This window comes from Streptomyces sp. NPDC001093 (genome assembly GCF_040298985.1).
In the GTDB taxonomy this organism is placed as follows: Bacteria; Actinomycetota; Actinomycetes; order Streptomycetales; family Streptomycetaceae; genus Streptomyces.
Genome location: NZ_JBEPBF010000013.1, coordinates 91,270 through 115,114 on the forward strand (window position 1 = coordinate 91,270; position 23,845 = coordinate 115,114).

Annotated in this window: 23 protein-coding genes; 7 read left to right on the forward strand and 16 right to left on the reverse strand. The window is 70.4% G+C overall.

Annotated elements, in window-relative coordinates; translation table 11 throughout:
• Nucleotides 1–10: 10 nt before the first annotated feature.
• From ABT288_RS09670 to ABT288_RS09695, 6 genes are all read right to left on the reverse strand, one after another.
• Nucleotides 11–832, reverse strand: coding sequence for an ABC transporter permease (locus tag ABT288_RS09670; RefSeq protein ID WP_351604515.1), 822 nt, complete (start codon nt 830–832; stop codon nt 11–13).
• Nucleotides 829–1,854: an ATP-binding cassette domain-containing protein gene (locus ABT288_RS09675; protein WP_351604517.1), complete on the reverse strand. Its 1,026-nt coding sequence runs from the start codon at nt 1,852–1,854 to the stop codon at nt 829–831. Before ABT288_RS09675 ends, ABT288_RS09670 begins: the two co-directional genes overlap by 4 nt.
• 85 nt (nt 1,855–1,939) lie before the next feature.
• A complete protein-coding gene (locus ABT288_RS09680; protein ID WP_351604519.1) occupies nt 1,940–3,163 on the reverse strand; it encodes an MFS transporter in 1,224 nt (407 codons plus the stop codon).
• Between the two features lie 106 nt (nt 3,164–3,269).
• A complete protein-coding gene (locus ABT288_RS09685) occupies nt 3,270–4,319 on the reverse strand; it encodes an endonuclease/exonuclease/phosphatase family protein (RefSeq protein WP_351604521.1) in 1,050 nt (349 codons plus the stop codon).
• 187 nt (nt 4,320–4,506) lie between these two features.
• Nucleotides 4,507–5,136: a TetR/AcrR family transcriptional regulator gene (locus ABT288_RS09690; RefSeq protein WP_351604523.1), complete on the reverse strand. Its 630-nt coding sequence runs from the start codon at nt 5,134–5,136 to the stop codon at nt 4,507–4,509.
• An 86-nt stretch (nt 5,137–5,222) separates the two neighbouring features.
• A complete protein-coding gene (locus ABT288_RS09695) occupies nt 5,223–6,809 on the reverse strand; it encodes an MFS transporter (RefSeq protein WP_351604525.1) in 1,587 nt (528 codons plus the stop codon).
• A 224-nt stretch (nt 6,810–7,033) separates the two neighbouring features.
• On the opposite strand from ABT288_RS09695, the gene panB reads away from it, so the two are divergent.
• Nucleotides 7,034–7,900: a 3-methyl-2-oxobutanoate hydroxymethyltransferase gene (panB, locus tag ABT288_RS09700; RefSeq protein ID WP_351604527.1), complete on the forward strand. Its 867-nt coding sequence runs from the start codon at nt 7,034–7,036 to the stop codon at nt 7,898–7,900.
• A gap of 77 nt (nt 7,901–7,977) precedes the next feature.
• Here panB and ABT288_RS09705 read toward each other — a convergent pair whose 3' ends face one another.
• Together ABT288_RS09705 and ABT288_RS09710 are read right to left on the reverse strand one after the other, a co-directional pair.
• The gene (locus tag ABT288_RS09705) at nt 7,978–8,334 is read right to left on the reverse strand and encodes an ATP-binding protein (protein WP_351604529.1); all 357 of its coding nucleotides are present in this window, start codon (nt 8,332–8,334) and stop codon (nt 7,978–7,980) included.
• Nucleotides 8,331–8,555: a hypothetical protein gene (locus tag ABT288_RS09710; RefSeq protein WP_351604531.1), complete on the reverse strand. Its 225-nt coding sequence runs from the start codon at nt 8,553–8,555 to the stop codon at nt 8,331–8,333. Before ABT288_RS09710 ends, ABT288_RS09705 begins: the two co-directional genes overlap by 4 nt.
• Nucleotides 8,556–8,667: 112 nt before the next feature.
• On the opposite strand from ABT288_RS09710, the gene ABT288_RS09715 reads away from it, so the two are divergent.
• Together ABT288_RS09715 and ABT288_RS09720 are read left to right on the forward strand one after the other, a co-directional pair.
• Nucleotides 8,668–9,531, forward strand: coding sequence for a helix-turn-helix domain-containing protein (locus ABT288_RS09715; protein ID WP_351604533.1), 864 nt, complete (start codon nt 8,668–8,670; stop codon nt 9,529–9,531).
• Nucleotides 9,503–9,790: a DUF397 domain-containing protein gene (locus ABT288_RS09720; protein ID WP_351604535.1), complete on the forward strand. Its 288-nt coding sequence runs from the start codon at nt 9,503–9,505 to the stop codon at nt 9,788–9,790. Before ABT288_RS09715 ends, ABT288_RS09720 begins: the two co-directional genes overlap by 29 nt.
• Before the next feature lie 64 nt (nt 9,791–9,854).
• Here ABT288_RS09720 and ABT288_RS09725 read toward each other — a convergent pair whose 3' ends face one another.
• The 3 genes from ABT288_RS09725 to ABT288_RS09735 form a co-directional block, all read right to left on the reverse strand.
• Nucleotides 9,855–11,792: a S53 family peptidase gene (locus tag ABT288_RS09725; protein ID WP_351604537.1), complete on the reverse strand. Its 1,938-nt coding sequence runs from the start codon at nt 11,790–11,792 to the stop codon at nt 9,855–9,857.
• Nucleotides 11,793–12,076: 284 nt separating this feature from the next.
• Nucleotides 12,077–12,712, reverse strand: a complete 636-nt coding sequence (locus tag ABT288_RS09730; RefSeq protein ID WP_351604539.1) for a DUF305 domain-containing protein — start codon at nt 12,710–12,712, stop codon at nt 12,077–12,079.
• On the reverse strand, nt 12,712–13,383 hold the full coding sequence (locus ABT288_RS09735) for a thioredoxin-like domain-containing protein (RefSeq protein WP_351604541.1): 672 nt from the start codon (nt 13,381–13,383) through the stop codon (nt 12,712–12,714). Before ABT288_RS09735 ends, ABT288_RS09730 begins: the two co-directional genes overlap by 1 nt.
• Nucleotides 13,384–13,534: 151 nt before the next feature.
• Here ABT288_RS09735 and ABT288_RS09740 point away from each other — a divergent pair, with 151 nt between their 5' ends.
• Nucleotides 13,535–13,978 carry an RrF2 family transcriptional regulator gene (locus tag ABT288_RS09740; RefSeq protein WP_351604543.1) on the forward strand — a complete coding sequence of 148 codons (444 nt, stop codon included), beginning with the start codon at nt 13,535–13,537 and terminating at the stop codon, nt 13,976–13,978.
• An 86-nt stretch (nt 13,979–14,064) separates the two neighbouring features.
• Nucleotides 14,065–15,111, forward strand: coding sequence for an FAD-dependent monooxygenase (locus ABT288_RS09745; protein ID WP_351604545.1), 1,047 nt, complete (start codon nt 14,065–14,067; stop codon nt 15,109–15,111).
• A gap of 16 nt (nt 15,112–15,127) precedes the next feature.
• On the opposite strand, the gene ABT288_RS09750 is transcribed toward ABT288_RS09745, so the two are convergent.
• The gene (locus ABT288_RS09750) at nt 15,128–16,312 is read right to left on the reverse strand and encodes a globin domain-containing protein (protein WP_351604547.1); all 1,185 of its coding nucleotides are present in this window, start codon (nt 16,310–16,312) and stop codon (nt 15,128–15,130) included.
• Between the two features lie 305 nt (nt 16,313–16,617).
• Here ABT288_RS09750 and glnA2 point away from each other — a divergent pair, with 305 nt between their 5' ends.
• Entirely contained in the window at nt 16,618–17,979 is a 1,362-nt protein-coding gene (gene glnA2, locus ABT288_RS09755; RefSeq protein WP_351604548.1) for a gamma-glutamylpolyamine synthetase GlnA2, read from the forward strand.
• Nucleotides 17,980–18,740: 761 nt separating this feature from the next.
• The gene (locus tag ABT288_RS09760; protein ID WP_351604549.1) at nt 18,741–19,451 is read left to right on the forward strand and encodes a hypothetical protein; all 711 of its coding nucleotides are present in this window, start codon (nt 18,741–18,743) and stop codon (nt 19,449–19,451) included.
• 314 nt (nt 19,452–19,765) lie between these two features.
• Here the strand turns inward: ABT288_RS09760 and ABT288_RS09765 are convergent, their stop codons facing one another.
• The 4 genes from ABT288_RS09765 to ABT288_RS09780 are packed head-to-tail and all read right to left on the reverse strand — an operon-like array spanning nt 19,766 to nt 23,281.
• On the reverse strand, nt 19,766–20,062 hold the full coding sequence (locus tag ABT288_RS09765; protein ID WP_351604551.1) for a hypothetical protein: 297 nt from the start codon (nt 20,060–20,062) through the stop codon (nt 19,766–19,768).
• A gap of 54 nt (nt 20,063–20,116) precedes the next feature.
• A complete protein-coding gene (locus ABT288_RS09770; protein ID WP_351604553.1) occupies nt 20,117–21,136 on the reverse strand; it encodes a TolB family protein in 1,020 nt (339 codons plus the stop codon).
• Complete coding sequence (locus tag ABT288_RS09775; protein WP_351604555.1) at nt 21,133–22,392, reverse strand: MFS transporter; 1,260 nt, start codon at nt 22,390–22,392, stop codon at nt 21,133–21,135. The genes ABT288_RS09770 and ABT288_RS09775 overlap by 4 nt, the downstream gene beginning before the upstream one ends.
• 1 nt (nt 22,393) lies before the next feature.
• The gene (locus ABT288_RS09780; protein WP_351604557.1) at nt 22,394–23,281 is read right to left on the reverse strand and encodes an alkaline phosphatase family protein; all 888 of its coding nucleotides are present in this window, start codon (nt 23,279–23,281) and stop codon (nt 22,394–22,396) included.
• Between the last annotated feature and the right edge of the window lie 564 nt (nt 23,282–23,845).

The window sequence follows — 23,845 nt, forward strand, 5'->3', positions numbered from 1 at the left end:
ACCGGGAGCGTCAGCTCTTCGTACGGAACTTGTGGATGGCCACCGGCGCCATGACCGCGGTGATGCCCACCGACCAGGCCACCGTCACCCACAGGCCGTGCGCGACCGGTCCGCCGTTCATCAGGCCGCGTGCGGCGTCGGCCAGGCCGGACATGGGGTTGTAGTCGGTGAAGTGGCGCAGCCAGCCCGGCATCGAGTTCGTCGGCGCGAAGATCGACGAGCCGAACTGGAGCGGGAACAGCGTCAGAAAGCCCATCGCCTGCACGGACTGTGCGTTCTTCATGATCACACCGAGGGTCAGGAACACCCACATGATGGACGAGGCGAAGAGCGTCGCCAGACCCACGGCGGCGAACAGCCCGGCCCAGTGGGTGATGTCGAAGCCCACCAGGACACCGACGACCAGCAGCACGGCCGTCGCGATCAGCATCCGGGCCAGCTCCACCGCGATCTTCGCGAAGAGCACGGAGCCGCGTCCGATCGGCAGGGACCGGAAGCGGTCCATGACCCCGCTGTTGAAGTCCTGGTTGAAGCCGGTGCCGACGCCCTGGGCCATGGACAGGCTGGTCATGGCCATGAGGCCGGGCAAGACGTACTGGACGTAGGCCTGCTGTCCGCCGCCCAGCGCCTTCCCGATCGAGCCGCCGAAGACGTACACGAACAGCAGGGTGAAGATGACCGGCATCAGCAGCGCGTCGAACATCGACTCCGGGTCCTGGCGGATCCAGAGCAGATTGCGGCGCAGCAGGGCTCCGGTGTGCCGCAGGTGCCCGCGCAGCGGGATGCGGGTGTCGGCCGAAGGGACTGCGGAAGTGACGGTGGCGGCGCTCATACGGCGACCTCCTCGCGGGCGTCGGCGGGCACGGTGTCCTGCGGGGCACTGGCGCGGTGGCCGGTGAGGGACAGGAACACCTCGTCCAGGCTGGGCAGTTCGGTGGTGATGGAGGAGATCGTGATGCCGCGCGCGGTGACCGCGCCGACCACGGCGGTCAGCTGCTCGTCGCTGAGGACCGGCACCAGCAGGGTCCCGGACTCGGTGTCCACGGTGGTGGTCGCGAGTCCGGTGATGCCCAGCTCGTCCAGCATGTCGGCGAGCGGGCGCAGCTGCAGCGGGTCGACCGGCCGGACCCGGAGGGTGCGCCCGCCGACGCGGGCCTTCAGCTCCTCGATCCCGCCGGTGGCGATGACCTTGCCGCGGTCGACCACGGTCAGCTCGGAGGCGAGCTGCTCGGCCTCCTCCATGTACTGGGTGGTCAGCAGCACGGTGACGCCGTCGCCGACCATCGCCTTCACCTCGTCCCACACCTCGTTGCGGGTACGGGGGTCGAGTCCGGTGGTCGGCTCGTCGAGGCAGAGCACGGCCGGCCGCCCGATCATCGACGCGGCGAGATCGAGCCGCCGCCGCATGCCGCCGGAGTACGTGCTCGCCGGCCGCTTGGCCGCCTCCGTCAGGGAGAACCGCTCCAGGAGCTCGTCGGCGCGGGCGCGGGCGTCCTTGCGGGACAGGTCCAGCAGCCGGCCGATCATGTAGAGGTTCTCCCAGCCGGGCAGCTTCTCGTCCACGGAGGCGTACTGCCCGGTGAGTCCTATCACCCGGCGAAGCTGCCGGGGCTGCCGTACGACGTCGTACCCGGCCACGGTGGCCCGGCCGGCGTCCGGGGTGATCAGGGTGGACAGGATCCGCACGAGGGTGGTCTTGCCGGCGCCGTTCGGACCGAGGACACCCATCACGGTGCCCTCGCGCACGTCCAGGTCGACACCGTCCAGCGCCTTGGTCTCGCCGTAGTGCTTGACCAGCCCCCGCACCGTCACGGCGTGGCCCCCGCCGACGGGGTTGTCATCGATTCGCGTCATGGGGAAGACGGTGCCAGGGCCCACCGACAAACCACCGACAGCCGACCGACACCACGCCGACAGCCCGCCGGTACTCCTGCCCGGGTCAGTGCTGCAGCGCCCCCGACCCCTCCGGCACATGGGAGGCGACCAGCCTCTCCCGGCCCGCCGACGGAGTCACCCGGCGCCGGTCCACCGCGTACGCCACGCTCGCCACGCCCAGACCCAGCACCGCGAGCATCGCGCCCGCCGGCGCGGGGGACGTCGTACCGAAGCCCGCCGCCAGTGCCAGGCCGCCGATCCAGGCGCCGCCGGCGTTGGCCAGGTTGAAGGCCGCCTGGTTGGCCGAGGAGGCCAGCGAGGGAGCCGCGGCCGCCTTCTCCATCACCATCAGCTGCAGCGGCGAACCCGTGATGAACGCCGCCATGCCCAGCAGGGTCACCGCGAGCGCCGCGCTCCACTCCGCCCGCATCAGGAGGGGGAACAGCAGGAGCACGAGCCCCAGCGAGGCCAGGCCGCCGAACAGCGTGCCCCGCAGGGAGTGGTCCGCGAGGCGGCCGCCCAGCAGGTTGCCCGCCGTGGCGCCCACCCCGAACAGGGCCAGGAGCAGCGTCACGTCGCCCTCCGCGAACCCGGCCGGCCCGGTCAGCATCGGGGTCACGTAGCTGTAGGCCGCGAAGAGGGCGCCGAAGCCCGCCACCGTCGTGCCGAGGGCCAGCCAGACCGGGAGGGGCTTCAGTGCGGCCAGTTCGCCGCGCAGGCCGGTGGAGGAGGCGGCGTGTCCACGGTCGTGGGGGATGAGCAGTGCCAGCGAGGCGATCGCCGCGAGGCCGATCGCGCTCACGCCGAGGAAGGTGGCCCGCCAGCCCAGGTGCTGGCCCATCAGCGTGGCCGCTGGTACGCCCGCGATGTTGGCGACGGTCAGGCCGAGGAACATCAGGGAGACCGAGCGGGCCTTGCGCTCCGGCGGGACCATCGTCGTGGCGACGACCGCTCCCACGCCGAAGAAGGCGCCGTGCGGCAGGCCGCTGAGGAAGCGGGCGGCCAGGAGGGAGTCGTTGCCGGGAGCGAACGCCGAGAGGGCGTTGCCCGCCACGAACAGGGCCATCAGGGCGATCAGGACCGTGCGGCGGGACATGCGGGCCGTGAGCGCGGCCAGCAGCGGGGCGCCGATCACCACGCCCAGCGCGTACGCCGAGACCAGGTGACCGGCGGCGGGGATCGAGATGTGCAGGTCGTCCGCGACGTCGGGCAGCAGGCCCATCATCACGAACTCGGTCGTACCGATACCGAAGGCGCCGACGGCCAGAGCGAGCAGGGCCAGGGGCATGAAGGGCCTGTGCCTTTCGAAGTCAGGGAAAGTCGGAGAGCGGAGGTCCGCACCAGCATATGTTCAGCTGCGGAACAAAGCCTCTCAGGCCCAGTATTCCAAGGGGTTACGCCGACGTGTCCAGCTTCACACGGGCAGCCACCGGAAGGTGGTCGCTGCCGGTGCGCGGCAGCGTCCAGGAGCTCTCCGGCTCCACGCCCCTGACCATGATCTGGTCGATCCGCGCCATCGGGAACGACGCCGGCCAGCTGAACCCGAAGCCGCTGCCCGCCGCGCCCTGCGTGGAACGCATCTGGGAGGTGACGGCGTTGAGCGAGCGGTCGTTCATCGTGCCGTTCAGGTCGCCGAGCAGCACCACCCGCTTCAGCGGCTCGTCGGCGATGGCCTCGCCGAGCGCGTCGGCGCTCTTGTCGCGCTGCCGGGCGGTGAACCCGGCCTCCACCTTCACCCGCACCGAGGGCATGTGGGCGACGTAGACCGCGACGGGGCCCTTCGGCGTGGTGATGGTGGCGCGCATGGCGCGCGTCCAGCCGAGCTTGATGTCCACCGCCTGCACATCGCTCATCGGGTACTTGCTCCACAGGCCGACCGTGCCCTCGACCCCGTGGTACCTGTACGTCGGCGCGAGCGCCTTCTCGTAGGTGGACACGGCCGTCCCCGGGACCTCCTCCAGGGCCAGCACGTCGGCGCCGGAGGCGGCCACCTCGCGGGCCGTCGCGGCGGGGTCGGGGTTCTCGGCGTTGACGTTGTGGGTCGCCACCATCAGGTCGCCGCCCGAGCCCGTCTTGTCGGTGAGCAGCCCGCCGAAGAGGTTCAGCCACACAACGGCCGGGAGGACCACCGCGATCAGCGCGGTCGCCGACCTCCGCAGCAGCCCGAGGAGGAACAGGACCGGGATCGCGAGGCCCAGCCACGGCAGAAACGTCTCGGTGAGGCTGCCGAGGTTGCCCACCCGGTTCGGGACGCGCGAGTGCACCAGCATCACCAGGGCGAGCAGGAGGGCGAGGACCGCGAGGATGATGCCCCGGCGCCAGATGCGTGGGTCGCCGCGCCAGCCGGCGAGCAGGCGGTGCACCAGGCGCCGAAGCCGGGATCCGGGTCGCTCGGGCCCCGAGCCGCCGTTGTCCGTCTCCGTCATGTACGCCTGCTGCGCCATACCGTCTGCCTCACTGCCTGCCGTGCACACCGTCGTCCCCCCGTGTTCTTCCGACCCTAGGGGATGATCGGTTCCGTTCCCGCCGTCCCATGACGGCCGTACGGAAGACGAGGACGAACGAGTCGGGGCAGGGAGTTCCGGTTACCCCCGAAACCGTGGGGTCTGTGACAGAACGCGCACATGAGCGCTACGAGGCTGTCGAGCTGACGGGCCGTAGGCCTTCCAGGAGGGAGTCGACCATCTGCTCGGCCAGGCCCTCGGGCAGTGCGCCGTCGCGGCGCAGGACGGAGCGGACGAGCATGGGGCCGACGAACATGTCGTTGGCCAGTTCCAGGTCGATGTCCGCGCGCAGTTCGCCGTTGCGCTGTCCGCGGCGCAGGACTTCGAGACCGAGGGCGCGCCGGGGCTCGACGACCGCGGCGTGGTATGCCGACCAGATCCTGGGGCTGGACTTCATCTGGGCGTAGACGTTGTGCAGGATCGCGGAGGAGCGGCTGACCAGGCCGCGTTGGCGCAGCGACTCCAGCAGGGCGACCAGGTCGTCGCGCATGGAGGTGCCGGGGAGTACCGGGTCGGGGGGTTCGGCGGCGCGCATGACGTCGACGAACAGCTCCTCCTTGCCGCTCCAGCGGCGGTAGATGGTGGCCTTGCCGACCCCGGCCGTGCGCGCGACGCGCTCGATGGAGAGTTCGGCGAGCGGTACGCCGTCCTCCAGGAGCTTCATCACGCCTTCCAGAATGGCCCGTTCCACGGCCTCGCTGCGGGGGCGTCCCCGCACGGGCCCGTCCGGTCGCGGCCGGCTCTCGGCAAGGCTCACGTCGTCCGTCCTCTCACTGTGCTGCGGGAATTGTCCCGCAGCGGCCTCCTTCCCCCGTGTACGACCGTGGTACGGCCGCGGCCGCGTCAGTCCGCGGCCGCGACCAACTCCGCCTCCTGCTCGCCCGCTTGAGCGGCCGGCGGCTTGCCGGGCAGGAACAGGGCCGTCACCACGGTGCCGATGAGCGCGACGCCCACTCCGCACAGCGCGGTGACGTGCATGGCGTGCAGGAACGCGTCGTCGGCCGGCGTGACCAGGGCCTTGCCCTGCGGGCCGAGCTTGCCGGCGATGCCGAGGGTGGCCTCGATGGACTCGGCCGCCTTGTCGCGCAGGGCGGGCGGCAGCATGCCGAGCTTGCCGTCGATGCCGTTGCGGTAGGAGGTGGCGAGCACCGAGCCGAGCACGGCGATGCCGAGCGCGCCGCCGACCTGGCGGAAGGTGTTGCTGAGCGCGGAGGCGGAGCCGGCCTTCTCGCGCGGCAGCGCCTGCATGATGACGACCGAGGTCGGCGTCATGATGTGCGCCATGCCGGTGCCCATGAGGAAGAAGACGACCTCGAGCATCCAGATCGGCGTGTCGGCCTCGAAGCCGGCGAACGCGGCCAGCGTGGCGGCGATCAGCAGCAGGCCGGCGGTGGTGGTGGCCTTGTTGCCGAACCGGTCGACCAGCAGCCGGGCGCGCGGCGCGAAGATCAGCTGGGCGCAGGCGAGCGGCAGCATCAGCACACCGGACTCCAGCGGCGAGTAGCCGCGCACGCTCTGGGTGTAGAAGACACCGAAGAACGTGACGCCCATCAGCGCGAAGAAGACCAGCGCGATGGCGGTCATGGCGGCCGAGAAGACCTTGTTCCGGAAGTAGGTGACGTCGAGCGACGGGTGGTCGCTGCGCTTCTCGAAGACGACGAAGCCGGCCAGGACGACGAGACCGGCGACGATGGTCGCCAGCACCTTGGCGTCGGTGAAGTCGGCGAGTTCGCCGCCCTTGATGATGCCGTAGACCAGCAGGACCAGGCCGACGACGGACAGGACGACGCCGACGGGGTCGAGGCGGCCGGGCTTCGGGTCGCGGGAGTCGGGCACCAGCCAGGTCATCAGGACCAGCGCGACGATCACGATCGGCACGTTGACGAAGAAGACCGAGCCCCACCAGAAGTGGTCGAGGAGCGCGCCGCCGGTGATGGGCCCGATGGCGATGGCGAGGCCGACACCGCCCGCCCAGATGCCGATGGCCTTGGGCTGCTCCTCGCGCTCGAAGACGTTCATCAGGACGGCGAGGGTGGCGGGCATGACGAAGGCGGCACCGAGGGCCATCAGCGCGCGGTAGGCGATCAGCTGGCCCGGCGAGCCGGACTCGGCGGCCAGCATCGAGCCGATGCCGAACACGGCGATGCCGCCCAGCAGCACCTTCTTGCGGCCGAGGCGGTCGCCGATGAGGCCGGCGGTGAACAGCAGGCCGGCGAAGACGAGGGTGTAGGCGTTGATCGCCCACTCGATCTGGCCCTGGGTGGCGCCGAGGCCGGTCGGCGCGGGGCTGGAAATGGTCTTGATGGCGACGTTCAGGATCGAGTTGTCGAGCACCACGATCAGCAGGCTCAGCATCAACACGCCGAGGATCGCCCAGCGGCGCCGGTGCACGGCTTCCGGTATCCGGGAGGCAGGGACGGGACTTGTCATGTGTTCGAGCCTACGGGCATTCCGATACGGAACGGTCTCGTATCTTGCTTCTTTACCAAGGCCTTACACAGCTCGTGCATGGCTCGCGTCCGGCAGGGGCGCGGATCGGCCACGGGTGGGGATCACAGCGGACCCCCCTGGCCCTGACTGGCACGAGGTGCCACCATGGAGACGATCCGGGGACGCCGTCAGGGCGCCTCGAGATGACTGAAGGAGCCGTTGCCATGACGCAGCTTTCGGCTGCCCAGCACAAGCCTTCCGACGGCAGCAAGGCGCTGTACGGGGGGAAGGGCACCCGCCGCATCACCGTCCGCGACATCACCCTCGCCAAGGAACGCGGCGAGAAGTGGCCCATGCTCACCGCCTACGACGCGATGACCGCGTCCGTCTTCGACGAGGCCGGGATCCCGGTGATCCTGGTCGGCGACTCGGCGGGCAACTGTCACCTCGGGTACGAGACGACCGTGCCCGTCACCCTCGACGAGATGACCATGCTGTCGGCGGCCGTCGTACGCGGCACCCAGCGATCCCTGATCGTCGGCGACCTCCCCTTCGGCTCCTACCAGGAGGGCCCGGTGCAGGCGCTGCGCTCGGCGACCCGGCTGGTGAAGGAGGCGGGTGTCGGCGCGGTCAAGCTGGAGGGCGGCGAGCGCTCGCACGAGCAGATCCGGCTCCTGGTCGAGTCCGGCATCCCGGTCATGGCCCACATCGGCCTGACCCCGCAGTCCGTGAACGCGATGGGCTACCGCGTGCAGGGGCGCGGCGAGGAGGCGGCCCAGCAGCTGCTGCGCGACGCCAAGGCCGTACAGGACGCCGGCGCCTTCGCCGTCGTCCTCGAACTCGTCCCGGCGGAGCTGGCGGCCGAGGTGACGCGGGTGCTGCACATCCCGACGGTCGGGATCGGCGCCGGGCCCGAGACGGACGCGCAGGTCCTGGTCTGGACCGACATGCTCGGGCTGACCTCCGGCCGGGTGCCGAAGTTCGTCAAGAAGTACGCCGATCTGCGTGAGGTCATGGGGAACGCGGTGAAGTCGTTCGCCGAGGACGTCGTCTCCGGGAGCTTCCCGCTGGAGGAGCACTCCGTCCACTGAGCCATTGCGGAAACACCCGGGCAGCCCGCCGATCTTCCCCCGTCGGCGGGCTGCCGCCCGTCTGGCCGACGGTGCTGTCAGAGTTCGCACCAGACCGTCTTGCGGCCCGGTCCCTGGTCCACGCCCCATCGATCGGCCAGGGCGTCGATCAGGGCCAGGCCCCGCCCGGACTCCTCCGCCTGCGTCGCGGACCGCAGGACGGGCAGGGTGCGCGGGGCGGGGTCGGTCACCTCGATGCGGGTACGGCCGTGATCCGCGGGCGTACCGATGACCCGTACGGTCACCGGTGTTCCCTCGCCCAGGTGGTCGATGACGTTCGTCAGTAACTCCGTCGCGCACAGCCGGACGTCGTAGCTGTGTTCGCGGAGCCGGTGACGCAGCTCGGGCGCGGCCTTCGGCGTGGCGAGCAGGCGGAGTTCGAGCACCGTCCTCACCGGCCCGCCGCCTTCCTGAGGGCGGCGGCCAGCGCCCGTGCCGTGGCCGTGTCGCAGTTCCCGAGCGTGACGAGTCCGGCGGACCGGCCGTATCTACCCGCGAAACTCGGCAGATCCACGCGGAGGGACGGGAGCGTGATGCCGTGCAGGGCGAGGGCCGAGCGGAGTTCCTCCACGCAGAGGGTGACGTCGTAGGCGGTGGGGGAGCGGTGGTCGGGCATGAGGGGTGGCCGCCTTCTGTGCGTTGTGTGACGAACTCCTCACAGACTGTCCGCCTGCTGGCTACCGTAAAAGTGGTTTCGCGTTCGCGACCGGGGCAGCGAAAGGTGAACGATGGCACGGCGCAAGGACATCGACGGCTCGATGAGCGTCCCGACCTTCTACGGCAAGGAGTTGCGGTGGAAGAGGGAGGCGGCGGGCCTGTCGCTGGAGGCGTTCCTCGAAGGCAGCTTCTACGGCAAGACGTACCTCAGCGACATCGAGCGCGGGGAGCGGAGGATGCCGCTCGACCTGGCCCGGCATGCGGATCGGGTGCTGAAGACCGACGGGTTCTTCGAGCGGAACTGTGAGGATGTGCGGAAGGCGCGGCGAGGGCCGCATGCCGCGTACTTCGAGAAGGTCCTGGAGGCCGAGAAGTACGCGGAATCCATTGAGGAATGGTGTCCCATCACCTTTCCTGGGCTGCTCCAGACGGCGCCGTATGCACGAGCGCTGGTCCGCTCGGCCCACCCGGCGACCTCCGACGAGTGGGTCGAGGAGAAGGTGACCGCCCGGCTCGCTCGTGCCCGCCTCTTCGAGGAGGACCACTCCACCCCGGAGTACTGGGCGATCCTGCACGAGTCGCTGATCACGGACCCGATCCTGCCACCACTGGAGACGGCCGAGCAGTTGGACCGGGTCGTGGCATTGGCCGAGCGGCGCCGGATCACACCACAAATCGTTCTGCGGACGTGCGGTGCGTATCCCCTGATGGCCGCCTCCATCAAGGTCATGACGTTTCCGGACGCGCCGCCGCTGCTCTACATCGAGGCGTCGTACAGCGGGGACACCATCGACGATCCGGCCCTCGTGAAGCAATACCGCAAGGCATACGATCGGCTCAGGGCCGTCGCGCTGTCACCAGACACGTCCCTCGCCATGATCAAGGCAGCGGCAGAGGATTACCGAAATGGCAAGCAACCGGATCGACTTGAGTGACGCTCTCTGGTTCAAGAGCAGCTACAGCAATGGTGACGGCGGGGATTGCGTCGAGATCGCGAGCGACTTTCCAGGCGCCGCCCTCTGGCGAAAGTCGAGCTACAGCAACGCGAGCGGCGGCGACTGCGTCGAAGTGGCCCCCAACATCCCCGCCCTCGTCCCCGTACGCGACTCAAAGGTCCCCGGCGGCCCGGTCCTCCTCCTCACCCCCACCGCCTGGACCCCCTTCATCACCGCACTGAAGTCGAAGTCCGCGTAACGCAAAGGGGGCGTGAGGTCACCAGGACCCCACGCCCCCCGCTCCTCAGCGGAGCGTCAGCGCGTCAGTGCTTCTTGTACGACTGCACGTAACCGTTCGCCGGCGAACCGACGCCCGTCACGTCGTCGTAGCCCTTGACCGCCGACAGGGAGCTGTCCTTGCCGAGGCTGCGGACCGAGTACAGCAGGCCGCCCGACGCGTCGAGGCCGTTGGCGAAGTCCACGCGGGCGACCGCCAGGCCGGAGCCGGTCGGGTTGTCCGTGACGTCGTGGAAGACGCCCTTGCCGTACTTGGCGTAGATCGTCGGGTTGGCGAAGCCGATCGCCTTGCCGCCGTGCGCCTCCTGGGCCAGGGCCTGGACCGCCGCGATGACCGGAGCGGCGAGCGAGGTGCCGCCGATGCGGTACTCGCTGTACTGCTGCGAGCCGTCCGAGAAGGTCTGGGTCTGGCCGACCAGGAAGCCGGTGTTCGGGTCGGCGATGGCCGCGATGTCCGGGACGACGCGGTTGCCGTCGGCGCTGTTGGCCTTGGCGAGCGAGTCCGGGACGACGCCCTTCTGGTAGTACGGCTCGGCGACCGTCTTGCTGACACCGCCGCCCGCGCCCGAGGTGAAGGCGCCGGGGAAGTTGGTCCAGCTCTTGCCGTCGGCCGACAGGGTGGCCTTCTGGGTGCCCCAGCCGGTCTCCCACTCGTACGTGTTGCCCTTGCCGACGGCCAGGGACGTACCGCCGACCGCCGTGACCCACGCCGAGTTGGCCGGGGTGTCGACCTGCTTCGTACCGGTGTTGGCGACCTCGTCGCCGTTGTCACCGGAGGAGAAGTAGAAGCCGATGCCCTGCACCGCGCCCAGCTGGAAGACCTGGTCGTAGGCGGCCGCGAGGTCCGGCGTCTGGCTGGCCTCGACGTCGCCCCAGGAGTTGGAGACGATGTCGGCCAGGTGGTTGTCGACGACCTTGCTGAGCGAGTCGAGCAGGTCGTTGTCGAAGCAGGACGCGGCGCCCACGTACGTGACGTCGGCGTCCGGCGCGACCGCGTGCACGGCCTCGACGTCGAGGGTCTCCTCGCCGTACCAGCCCGCGGCCTTGCATTCCTTGATCTTGGTGTAGTTGTTCGGCAGCGCCTGGTGCAGCTGGCCGGTCTTCCAGGCCGCGTCACCGTGCTTGACCGCGTACGTACCCGCGTCGAAGGCGATCGTCGGGGAGGCGTAGGCGTCGGTGATGGCGACGCGGACGCCCTTGCCGGTGTAGTCGCCCGCGCCGTAGGCGGCGCGCAGCTGCTTGCCGGTGTAACCCTTGATCGCGTACGGGATCTTGCCGCCGTACGCGTCCGGCAGCGTCGTCGCGATGTTCGAGCCGTAGTACGAGGAGAACGGCCCGGAGTTCTTGAACACGGCGTCCGGCGGCGGAAGCTGGTCGTCGTGGTTGGCCATGTGCGGGGCGTTGTCCAGGCCGGTGACGGTCAGGACGGCGCCCTTCAGGCCCTCCGGCACGGTGGCCGTCTGCGCCGGGGCGTGGTAAGTCGCCGAGCCCTTGGCGTAGTTGTGCAGCTGGGTGCCGAAGGCCTTCTCGGCGGCGGCCACGTCACCGGAGACGGCGACGTAGTGCTGGGTGACCTCGGTGACCTTCAGGCCGGCCGACGTCAGCCAGGACTTGACGGCGGCCACCTGGGCCTTGGTGGCCCCGAACTGGGCCTGCGCCTTCTTGGCGCTCAGGTACTTGCCGTACAGCGGCGAGCTGGGGTCGGACACGGCCTTGGCGTAGGCGGCGAGGCCCGCCGCGTCCTTGCCGGCGAAGTAGACCCGGGCGTTCACCGGGGCGCTGTTCGCGGTCGCGCCCTTGTCCGCCTTGGCCGTGGCCCACAGCGGCTTGGTGCCCTTCAGTGCGGAACGAGCGGGGCTGTCCGCGGCGTGTGCCGCGGGTATGCCCAGCGCCAGCGCGCCGGCGACCATCGGCAGTGTCGCTGCCATGCTCACGGCGCGCAGCTTGGCGCGGTTGGATCTCATAGAACCCCCTGCGATGCGGTTCGCATGCATGTAGTGGTCGATACGTCATGCATCCGCGTGCCGGCCCGCGGCGGTTCGGCCGGCCCTGTGGATCACACGATGGGGGTCACTCTTTCGATGAACGGTTCATGCCAGGGGAACGGAAAGGTCAAGAGAAGCCCAAGTAGCCGTCACGTAGGGCGAATTGCACCTTTCGTACCTCACGGTTGCGTAACGGAAGTGTGTGGCCGCTGTTCACGAACCACCCGTTCACCGTTCACCCATCGCTGCTCACGAACCGCTGGTCACGAACGCGGCGCGGCGCCCCGCTCCTTGAGCATCCGGGCCATCACCTGGAGCTCGGACTGCTGCGCGTCGACCATGCCCTGCGCGAGCCGCTTCTCCACGCCGACGGTGCACTTGGCGACGCAGCCCTCCGCCATGTGGATCCCGCCCTTGTGATGGTCCGTCATCAGCTGCAGGTACAGGATCTCGGCCTGCTTGCCGCTCAGCGACTGGAGCTTCCTCAGCTCCGTGTTCGTCGCCATGCCCGGCATCAGCGAGCCGTCCCCGCGCTCGGGCATGTCGCCCATGCCCATCCAGGCCATGGGCGGCTTCTCCGACACCTTCGGCAGCTCCCACAGATCCAGCCAGCCGAGCAGCATGCCGCGCTGGTTGGCCTGCGTCTGCGCGATGTCGTAGGCGAGCCGCCGCACTTCCTCGTTCTTCGTGCGGTCCCGGACGATGTACGACATCTCGACGGCCTGCTGGTGGTGCACGGCCATGTCCCGCGCGAACCCGGCGTCCGCCGACTCGGCGGCCGGCGTCTGCACGGCGGAGGTGCCGCCCGTGTTCTCGGCGACGGCGTACGTGATCGCGCCGGCCGCGACGAGCAGCGCCGCCGCGGCCCCGGAGATCCAGCCGACGTGCCGGCGCTTCACTACATCGCCCCGCTGGTGCAGGCGGCGCCCGGCTCCGGGGTCTGCGGGCCCTGGACGTAGGCGCTGAAGAACTTGTTCACCTCGGGGTCGTCCGCGCTCTTGACGGCCACCTGGTGGCCCCAGGCCGACAGGATCAGCGGCGCCGCCTGGTTCTCGTACGGGCTCATCAGCGAGTACGGCGTCTTCTTCACCCTCGCCGCCAGCGCGTCGACGTCGGCCTTGTTCGCCTTGCTGGTGTACGTCACCCAGACCGCGCCGTGCTCCAGCGAGTGCACGGCGTTCTCGTCCTGCAGCGGCTTGGTGTAGACGGTGCCGTCGCAGGTCGCCCAGATCGGGTTGTGGTTGCCGCCGACCGGGGGGTGCATCGGGTACGACACCTTGGCCGTCACGTGCGTCCGCGCCAGCTTGCCGCTCCAGGCCTGCACGCCGTCCTTGCCGGTGGTCCAGTGCCCGGAGTCACCGGAGGAGCTCTTGGAGTCGCTCGCGCTGTTCTTCTTGTCGCCGGACTGGGACTTCACGAGGACCACGCCACCGACCACGAGGCCGGCGACGACCACCACGCTCGCGGCGATGGTGAGCGCACGGTTGCGGCGCTCGCGCGCCCGCTCGGTACGGCGCATCTCCTCTATGCGCGCCTTGCGCGCCGCGCTGCTGTTCTTGGCGGAACCCATGAGGTGTCCTTCTGGGGAAAGGGACGGCAACGGGAAGGGTGGGGCCCGCCGATCGTAATGGGGAGGGGGTCGGCTTCCGCAGCGAGGTCCCGGCAAAGAGCTGATCGACGGATAATTTGAATCGTGGATGCGCATTACCTACGCTCGCGGTATGCGGCTCCTGCGCTCCACCGACCTGGCCCTGCGCGTCCTGATGCGACTGGCCGTGGCCGCCGACGCCACGCCCACCACCCGCCAGGTCGCGGCGGACATGGACGTGCCCTACACGCACGCCGCGAAGGTCGTCGCCGAACTCCAGCACCTGGGACTCGTGGACGCCCGGCGCGGCCGGGGCGGCGGCCTCGCCCTCACCACCGAGGGCCGTACCGCCTCGGTCGGCTCGGTGGTGCGCACCTTCGAGGGCGACGGCGACGTGGTCGACTGCGAGGGCCCGACTCCGTGCCCCCTGAACTCCGGCTGCCGCCTGCGCGGCGCCCTGCGCCGGGCCCAGGAGGCCTTCTACGCCGCCCTGGACCCGGTCACGGTCGCCGAGATCGTCGCCGAGCCGACGGGCCCGCTGCTGCTGGGGATCTCGCGGGGGCCGCGGGGCGACTGACGCCCGTGTCCGAAAGACGGTGTTGATCACCGGGCAGACCTGATGAAGGCTGGTCCCCGACTCGAACACGACGACGGGGGTACGTCATGAAGGTCCTCATCTCCGGCGCGAGCGTCGCCGGTCCCGCCCTCGCCTTCTTCCTGCACCGCGACGGCCATGAGGTGACCGTGATCGAGCGCGCCCCGGCGCTGCGCGACAGCGGCTACGCCGTCGACTTCCGGGGCGCGGCCTTCGACGCGCTGGCGGACCTGGGCATCCTTCAGGAGGTGCGCGGGCACGCCACCGGGATGCGCGGCACCGACCTGCTGGACGCCGACGGCAACCGCGCGGGCGAACTGCCCGCCGAGGTCTTCGCCGGTGAACTGGAAGTGCCCAAGCGGGAGTTGACCCGCATCCTGCACGCGCGCACGGCGGACGCGGTGCGCTATGTCTTTGCCGACTCGGTCGATGCGATCGAGCAGGACGCCGACGGGGTCCGGGTCGGCTTCGAACGCGGCGCCCCGGACACCTACGACCTGGTCGTCGGCGCCGACGGCCTCTACTCCGCGGTGCGCCGGCTGGTCTTCGGCCCGCACAGCGAGACGGTCCGGCACCTCGGCGTGTCGGGCGTCGGCTTCACCGCGCCGAACCGGCTGGGCCTGGACCACCGGGGCGCGCTGTGGCAGACCCGGGGCCGGACGGTCTACGCCTTCAGCGCGGCCGACCCGGAGCGGATGTCCGTCAGCCTCTCCTTCGCCAGCGACTCGCCGAAGCTGGACCTGCTGGACCGCCCGGAGCAGGAGCGGATCACCCGGGAGCGGATGGCCGGCGCCGACTGGATCGTGCCCCGCCTGCTGGACGACATGTCCGCCGCCGAGGACCTCTACTTCTCCTCCGCCTGTCAGGTCCACCTCGACCACTGGTTCGAGGGCCGGGTCGTGCTGGTGGGCGACGCCGGCTACTGCGCCGCTCCCACCTCGGGCATGGGCACCTCACAGGCCCTGATCGGCGCCCGCGCTCTCGCCCGGGAACTCGCCGGGTCCGGAGACGACCACACCAAGGCCTTCGCCGCCTATGAGCAGGAGCTGCGCCCGTACGTGGCGGAGAACCAGGAGACCGGCCGCGAGGGCGCCCGCCGCTTCGGCGCCGAGTGATCCGGCGGCCGTAGGGCTAGGCCTGGGCCAGCCACAGGTCGGGGCCGAAGACCTCGTAGTGGATGTCGGCCGGGGCCACACCCTTCTCGATCAGCTGGGTGCGCACCGCGCGCATGAACGGCAGCGGGCCGCACAGGTACGCGCGCGTGCTGGCGGGTACGGCGATGCCGGCCAGGTCGACCAAGCCGGTGCGGGTGCCCGGCTCGGCGTCCCGCTCGTAGAAGAAGTGCACGGAGGCGTCCGCGAGCTTCCCGGCGTACATCTCGTGGTCGGTGCGCAGGGCGTGGTCGGCGGGGGTGCGGTCGCCGTGGACGACGGTGACCGGGCCGCCGTGGCCGCCCGCCGCGAGGTCGGCCAGCATCGCGATCACCGGGGTCACACCGATGCCGGCGGAGGCGAGCAGCAGGGGGGTCCCGTCGGCGTCCAGGACGAGGTCGCCGTACGGCTCGGACAGGCCGAGGACGTCACCGACGTGCACGCGCGCGTGGAGGTGGTTCGAGACCTCGCCGTCCGGCGTCGCGTCGCCGCCGGTCACCCGCTTGACGCTGAACTGGCGGAGCGACTCGCCGGGCGCGCCGGACAGGCTGTACTGCCGTATCTGCCGGGCGCCGTCGGCCAGCTCGACCTGGACGGAGACGTACTGGCCGGCGCGGAAGCCGCGCACCGGGCCGCCGTCGGCGGGCCGCAGCCGGAAGGTGACGACGTCCGCCGTCTCCTCGATGCGCTCCACGACCTCCCAGGGCCGGCGCTCGGTGCTGCCGCTCTCCTCGTACAGCCGCTTCTCGATGGCGATGAGCGCGTTCGCCATCAGCCAGTAGACCTCGGTCCAGGCGGCGGCCACCTCGGGGGTGACGGCCTCGCCGAGGATGTCGGCGATGGCGGCGAAGAGGTGCTCGTGCACGATCGGGTAGTGCTCGGGGGCCACGCCCAGGGAGGCGTGCTTGTGGGCGATGCGGCCGAGCATCGCGTCCGGCCGCTGGTCCGGGTGGTTCACCAGGTGCGTGGCGAAGGCGGCGATGGATCCGGCGAGGGCCTGCTTCTGGGCGCCGGAGGCCTGGTTGCCGCGGTTGAACAGGTCCCGCAGCAGTTCGGGGTGGGCGGCGAAGAGACGGGCGTAGAAACGCTCGGTGATCTCGCCGATGGCCGCGCCGACGGCGGGGAGAGTGGCGCGGACCGTGGCTGCGGACTGTTCGGACAGCATCGGAACTCCAATCGGCTCAGCTGATCAGAACCGTAAGAAAAGTTGCATCTGAGATGCAAATTAAACGGGCGTGGCATCGGTCACGCCTTCAGCCAATCGCCCATTACGGATATCGGTCCGAGCAGGCAAGATGGGCGACACGGCAGTACAGCTGCCGTACGAGAGGCGTTCAGGCCGAGGACGCATCCGCGATCAAGGTCCGCAACGCGCATGAAATGGTGTTGTGGTGGGATGCTCAGGTGCCCGACCGCCTCCCGCGGGACGGGGGACAGGCGGCCTGACCAGCAAGGATGGGGTAGCGGAAGATGGACAAGCAGCAGGAGTTCGTGCTCCGGACGTTGGAGGAGCGCGACATCCGGTTCGTACGCCTGTGGTTCACGGACGTGCTGGGCTTCCTGAAGTCCGTCGCCGTGGCCCCCGCCGAGCTGGAGCAGGCCTTCGACGAGGGCATCGGCTTCGACGGCTCGGCCATCGAGGGCTTCGCCCGTGTCTACGAGTCCGACATGATCGCCAAGCCGGACCCCTCCACCTTCCAGGTCCTGCCGTGGCGCGCGGAGACCCCCGGCACCGCCCGCATGTTCTGCGACATCCTCATGCCGGACGGCTCCCCGTCCTTCGCGGACCCCCGCTATGTGCTCAAGCGCGCCCTGGCCCGCACCTCCGACCTGGGCTTCACCTTCTACACCCACCCCGAGATCGAGTTCTTCCTGCTGAAGGACCGCCCGCTGGACGGCTCCCGCCCCACCCCGGCCGACAACTCGGGCTACTTCGACCACACGCCCACCAACGTCGGCATGGACTTCCGCCGCCAGGCGATCACCATGCTGGAGTCGATGGGCATCTCGGTGGAGTTCTCCCACCACGAGGGCGCGCCGGGCCAGCAGGAGATCGACCTGCGCTACGCCGACGCGCTCTCCACGGCGGACAACATCATGACGTTCCGCCTGGTCATGAAGCAGGTGGCGCTGGAGCAGGGGGTGCAGGCGACCTTCATGCCGAAGCCCTTCTCCGAGCACCCGGGCTCCGGCATGCACACCCACCTGTCCCTCTTCGAGGGCGACCGCAACGCGTTCTACGAGTCCGGCGCCGAGTTCCAGCTCTCCAAGGTCGGCCGCTCCTTCATCGCGGGCCTGCTGCGGCACGCGGCGGAGATCTCCGCGGTCACCAACCAGTGGGTGAACTCCTACAAGCGCATCTGGGGCGGCTCCGAGCGCACGGCCGGCGCCGGCGGCGAGGCCCCCTCCTACATCTGCTGGGGCCACAACAACCGCAGCGCCCTGGTCCGCGTCCCGATGTACAAGCCCGGCAAGACCGGCTCGGCCCGCGTCGAGGTCCGCTCCCTGGACTCCGGCGCCAACCCCTACCTGGCCTACGCCGTCCTCCTGGCCGCGGGCCTGAAGGGCATCGAGGAGGGCTACGAGCTCCCGCCGGGCGCCGAGGACGACGTCTGGGCCCTCTCCGACGCCGAGCGCCGCGCCATGGGCATCGAGCCCCTCCCGCAGAACCTCGGCGAGTCCCTGACCCTCATGGAACGCAGCGACCTGGTCGCCGAGACCCTCGGCGAACACGTCTTCGACTTCTTCCTGCGCAACAAGCGCCAGGAGTGGGAGGAGTACCGGTCCGAGGTCACGGCCTTCGAGCTGCGGAAGAACCTGCCGGTGCTGTAGGGGCAGGTCAGGGCGGGTTATCGCCGAAACGATCCCTTGGGGCCGACGGTCGCGGACCGTCGGCCCTGTGCGTCTCGCGGGTGCCGGGCCGTCTCTGGGTCGTCGGAACTGATACTCACCGTGCCGTAGCCGCGTCCCATGCGGCCCCGAGAGTCTGCTCAGGGCTGCAGCAGGGGATCCCCTGGCGTTGCCAGAGCGAGGCCGAGCGCTGTCAAGACTTTCACCGCCGCCTCGATCAAGCCCCGGCTGCGCTTCGCTCTGCCGGGCGCGCTTCCCGGCTCCGCTGCGGGCGACGCTCCTGCCTTCGGCCCGCTCCGCCCGCACTGCGCCGACGCGCGCCCACTGGTGGACAGGGCCGGTGGCCATGAGTCGATCGCCGCGTACGCGACGGTCAGAGCAGTGCCTCCGGCGCGGGATCGGCCGGCACTGTCCACTTCCTCACAGCCGTTCGTACAGTGGCGCGCTCCACCTGGACGCCAGGAACCACGCCCGCTCCACGGTGTGTGGGTCGACGGCGTACGGGATGGGAGCTGGGGCGGGTGTGGGGGTTGCGGCGGGCGCTTACGCCGAGCAGTTCCGACCAGATCCGCCGCGCACAGCAAATCCACAGAAAATGGCCTATTCGGAAGATGCCGGCTAGTCCGATTTATTGATCTACAAGCGCGTTTTCCCACCATCGGACCGATGCTCCGATGCGCCCAGGTCAAGCTCCGCATGTGGCCTCGGGGATCACCCGGGACTTAGTAGCAAGGAGCACCCAGATGAGTCCTGAGTACAGGACGACCTCCCAACTCGGGTCAGCCGGTCACGGCGGCTTCAACAGGGTCCGCAGGCTCGCCGCGATCACGACGGCGGTGACAGTCGCGGTAGGGGCCCCCGCGGTGGCGGTGGCCGCCACCGTAACGTCCCAGACAGGCGTGGCATACGCCGTCGATCCCCACTGCGACCACGACAAGCCTCGCCAACGGGGGGGCGAAGACGACTGCGACACCACCCATCCGAAACCCACCGTCACCGTAACGAAGACCGTAACCGCGACCGCAACGGTGACCGCGACCACCACGGCGACCGCAACCGTGACCGCGACTGCGACTGCATGCGGCACCGGTGTCGATTCGACGAAGCCGAACGGCATGGAGCAATTCCTCGCCGCCCTCGTCAATGGGGTGCCATTCGCCGGCAGGCGTCCCAACACCAACACCAACCCGGACAGCCCGAACATCGTCTCGGGCCCGGCCAATGCGGCCGGCTGGACCGACCTCAGCACGATCACCGGATTCCCCACGAACTCCCCGGTCTGCGGCGTCTCGGTCGACGCTCAGGGCAGTGACGCGTTCTACAAGATCATCACTCAGGGCGGCTCTGTCTACACGCTGCATTGCGCGGCCAACGGCACCACGCTCGTATGTCCCGCCCCAGCGCAGGGAATGACGCCTCAGTCTCAGTGGACTGCGGTGACACCCCAGCCCTGATCGGCATAAGTCACAACGAGTAACTGCAGGCCCCCCGGAACGAGCGGCCCCTGGCCGGCAGAGCAGCAGGGCAGGGGCTGTCACGCCCGTCGACCGGGGCGGCCGTCGCGGAGGGCTGCGACCTGCTCGCGGACGGCGGGGGTGATGACGTACGTCACAGCCTCGCCGCGTCGCAACCGTCCTGACCGGGCGTCTTGGTCACGGCCTTCGAGCTGCGGAAGAACCTGGCGGTGCTGTAGGGGCAGGCCGGAGCAGGCGTTCACATCGGCCCGCAACAGGCGGCCCACCCCTCGGGGCGAGCCGCCGCTTGCTTTTCACCGCCAGTCCGAGACCGAGACCGAGTTCGAGTCCTGGGCGGAGTCGGAGCGGGCCTGCTGGGAGCGTTCGGGATGGACGTGTGGGCGGTTGGTGCAGGCGTCGTGCACCGAGCTGCCCGTCCACGGTGCGGTGAGCGGGACGATCCCGAGGGCCGTCTCGCAGAGTTTGTCCGGGGACAGGGGGCGGCCGGCGATGTTGATGCGGCCGCGGGTGCCGTCGCTGTCGGCGTGGGCGGGGGCGGCGAGCGCGAGACCGGCGGCGGTGAGCGCTGCGAGAGCGGTGATCTTCTTCACGCCCTGGTCAACGAGACCGAATCGGCCCAGGTCACGCGGCTGCTGACGGTGCGGTTATCCGATGTACGCCGGTGACACCGCGGCCGTGGTGATCCGCCGCGCCGCCCCCGAGCCGTCCGCCGGCACCTCGTACAGATCGGCGCCGTAGTCACCGGGCAGCGCGTACACGACCGTACGGGCATCGCGCCACACCACCTGGTCGTCGACGCTCCTGCGCTCGGCCAGCGGAGTCTCCCGCATGGTGCGCAGGTCCAGGACGTACAGATGCCAGGGGGCGTCCTTGGGCAGGCCCTTGACCCGCTTCTTGTAGGCGATCCGCGTGCCGTCGGGCGAGAGGGACGGGCACTCGACGTTCGCGTGCAGGGCGGTGACCGTACGGGCGCGCAGGTCGCCCCGGACAAGGTACGTACTGCCCTGGGTCGCCAGCGTCGCGTAGAACGTGCGATCGTCGCTCGCGAACGTCACGCCCCAGAAGTTGGCGTCCGCCGCGTGATACGTGTGCCCGTCCTTCACGATGCGGAAGGCCTCCAGGGAGGAAATCAGCGCACCGCTCCTCGTGTCCACGATCGCCGCACGCGTGGAGAAGTTCGTCCCGGCGTACGAGTCACCGCCCACGAACGCCGTCCAGGCCGCGAAGTGACCCGTCGGCGAGACCCGGGCGCGGGAGGGGATGCCCGGGACGTCATAGCGGTGCACGGTCCGCAGACGCGCGTCCAGGATCAGCGCGCGATAGGTGTCCGAGACCGGGCCGTGCACGGCCTGCAGACAGACACCGGTGCCCGAAGCGGCGTAGAAACGCAGGCACTTGACCCCGGACGCCGTCCGCGCCCCCGACGGATCGACGGCCGGAACGCCGACGAGCTCGTCCCGGTGCGGCCCCCACGCCATGTTCCGGAACACCATCCGCCCGTGCCCGGTCAGTGTCACCGCCCCCGCCGTGACCCGCGGACCGCCCGCCTGCACCTGGTCACGCCGGTCCGCCCGGGCCGAGGCGTGCAGCACGGACGCCACCCCCACCACCGCGAGCACGGCGACGGCGGCGACCAGGATCAGGACGCGGTTGCGTACGGTCATGCGGGCACCGTTCCCTTCGGGCGCAGGGTGAGGGAGAAGACGGCGCACGCGGCCAGCGCCACCGCCGCGCCCGCCAGCGCCGCCCGGTCGCCCCACACCGTCCAGGCCGCGCCGAACAGCAGGCTGCAGGCGAACCGGGCCGCGGCCTGCCCGGTCTGCACGAGGGCCAGCCCCGACGAGCGCAGCGCCTCCGGCACCCCGTCGGAGGCCGCGGCCATCAGCACGCCGTCGGTGGCTGCGTAGAAGGCGCCGTGCAGGGCGAGGACGACGTACGGCAGGGCCGAGCCGTGCCACGCCGTGAGCAGCGACGCGTACGCGAGCAGCAGGGCACCGTGTCCGCCCACGAAGACCGCCCACCGGCCCACCCGGTCCGCGAGCCGCCCGAGCGGCACCGCCAGAAGCAGGAAGGAGGCGGCCGTACCGAGCGGCAGCAGGGCGAACCAGCGGTCCGGGACGCCGAGGCGGCGCTGCAGCAGCAGATACACGAACGCGTCGCTGACCGTGGCCAGCCCCAGCAGCAGCGCGCACACCGCGATCCGCCGCAGCCCCCGCCGTCGCAACAGCCCCACCGCACCCCGCAGGGTGGGCCGCTCGTCCGTGCCGGCACCACCACGCCCGCCCGGCACGAACAGCACCAGCACCAGGACCCCGAGCACGGCGACACAGAAGCTGACCGTGAACACCGCGTCGTACCCGTCCACCGTCGCCCGCAGGATCAGGAAGGCCACCAGCGGTCCGAGCAGTGCACCGGCCGTGTCCATGGCCCGGTGCACCCCGAAGGCGCGCCCCCGGGTCTCCGCCGTACTGGACAGCGAGATGAGGGCGTCCCGGGGCGCGGTCCGCAGCCCCTTCCCCGTGCGGTCGGCGGCGAGGACCAGTCCGATCGGAGTCAGCGAATGAGCAACCAGCAGCAACGGCTTGCACACGGCCGACACCGCGTACCCGAACCCGGCGACCCACTTGTGCCGTCCGCCACCGCGGTCGGCGAGATGCCCGCCCACCAGCCGTACGACCGCCGAGAACCCGTTGTAGACGCCGTCGAGCAGCCCGAACCCCAGCGGCGACAGACCCAGCCCGGTGACCAGGTACAACGGCAGTACGGCCGTGACCATCTCGGACGACACGTCCGTCACCAGACTGACCGTTCCGAGCGCGAGCACGGTCGGGGCGATCGCGGCACGGCGCCGCCCGGCCAGTGGCCGGACGGCACCGTCCGCGGACGCCGGCGTGCTTGCGCGGCTGTCCGCTACGTACACGTCAGGACGCCCAGATGCCGGTGATGTCCTTGGCGGAGTCCGCGTTGCCCGCGTGCGAGGTCAGCCCCTGGCTGTCCTCGAGGGTGCGCAGCAGGTCGTAGTGGTTGTAGGTGGTGGAACTGGACGACCCGGCGGCCACCGGCTGCCCGTACAGCACGGTCGGGATCCGGTTCCCGCTCAGCCGGTTGTCCTCGTCGAAGGTGATGACGAGCAGGCTGTTGTGGGTCTTGGCCCAACTCGCATAGCCACCCAGGTTGTTCTTCAGCCAGGTGTCACCGGTGGACACCGAGCAGTCGTGCATGTCGCTGCACAGGTTGGGGACCACGTACGACATCTGGGGCAGCGTCGAGTAGTCCGTCGGGAACTGGTCGAACGTCATGGCGCTGTCCGTCGGCACGTTGCTGAACCCGAACCACGGGTTGTGCTTCTGGGCGTAGTCGCCGCTGCTGCACGTGGTGTCGCCCTGGCCGGGCAGATCCTCGTTGTAGCTGGCCCAGGTACGGCCGGCGTCGATCACCTCGGACGCCAGGTTGGGCGCCGAGGAGAAACCGGGCGTGACACAACTGTCGTCCGTGATGCCCTGGGTGTCGCCGGAGAACATCGCGTAGTAGTTCGGCTGGCTCGGGTGGGTCTCGGCGTACGACTGCGTCAGGTTGGCACCTCCCGACTTCAGCGAGTTGATGTACGGGGCGCTGGAGGAGCCGATGACCTGGCTGTACGCGTGGTTTTCGAAGACCACGACGACCACGTGGTCCGGGCTCGGCACGGCGCCCGCGGCGTGCGCGGACTCTGCGCCGATCCCGGTCCACAGCCCGAACGCGGCCGCGGCGAGGGCGGCTGTGGACGCCACGACGGTACGGGCACGGCGGTACACGGAACTGCCGGACACATCAACCTCCGGTGTGGGGGGCGGGGCGGGGCTGGCGGTGCGGACAGAGCATGCACACGCCAACATTCCCGCGCCGCACGGCATCCAACCGGGAGAGTGAAGAGCGGATGAACGGCCGGGGTCCGGACCCGTGGCCGCAGCCGCGCACGGCGGGAAGGGACGTGCCGGGCGGCGTCCGCCCGCAGCCACGGCACCCCCACACGGGCCGCCGCAGCCAGTGGGACCACACACCCGCAGGGCCCCACGCACCCGAACCCGCCCGTCACTGCCCATGCACCGGCACGGCACCCCACACCCGAACCCGCTCCACCCCCGCAGGGCCCCGCAGCCGCGGGGAAGCCACGCCCCGCCCCCGGCCCGCGCCGGGCAGGGCCCACGCAACCGGCACGGCACCACGCACCCGAACCCGCACCCGCCCGGCAGGGCCCACGCACCGGCACGGGGCACCCCAAACCCGAACCCGCTCCACCCCCGCAGGGCCCACGCACCGGCACGGCACCCCACACCCGAACCCGCCGAACCCGCCCCCCCCCCGGCGGCCCCCCCCCCCCACACCGACCCCGG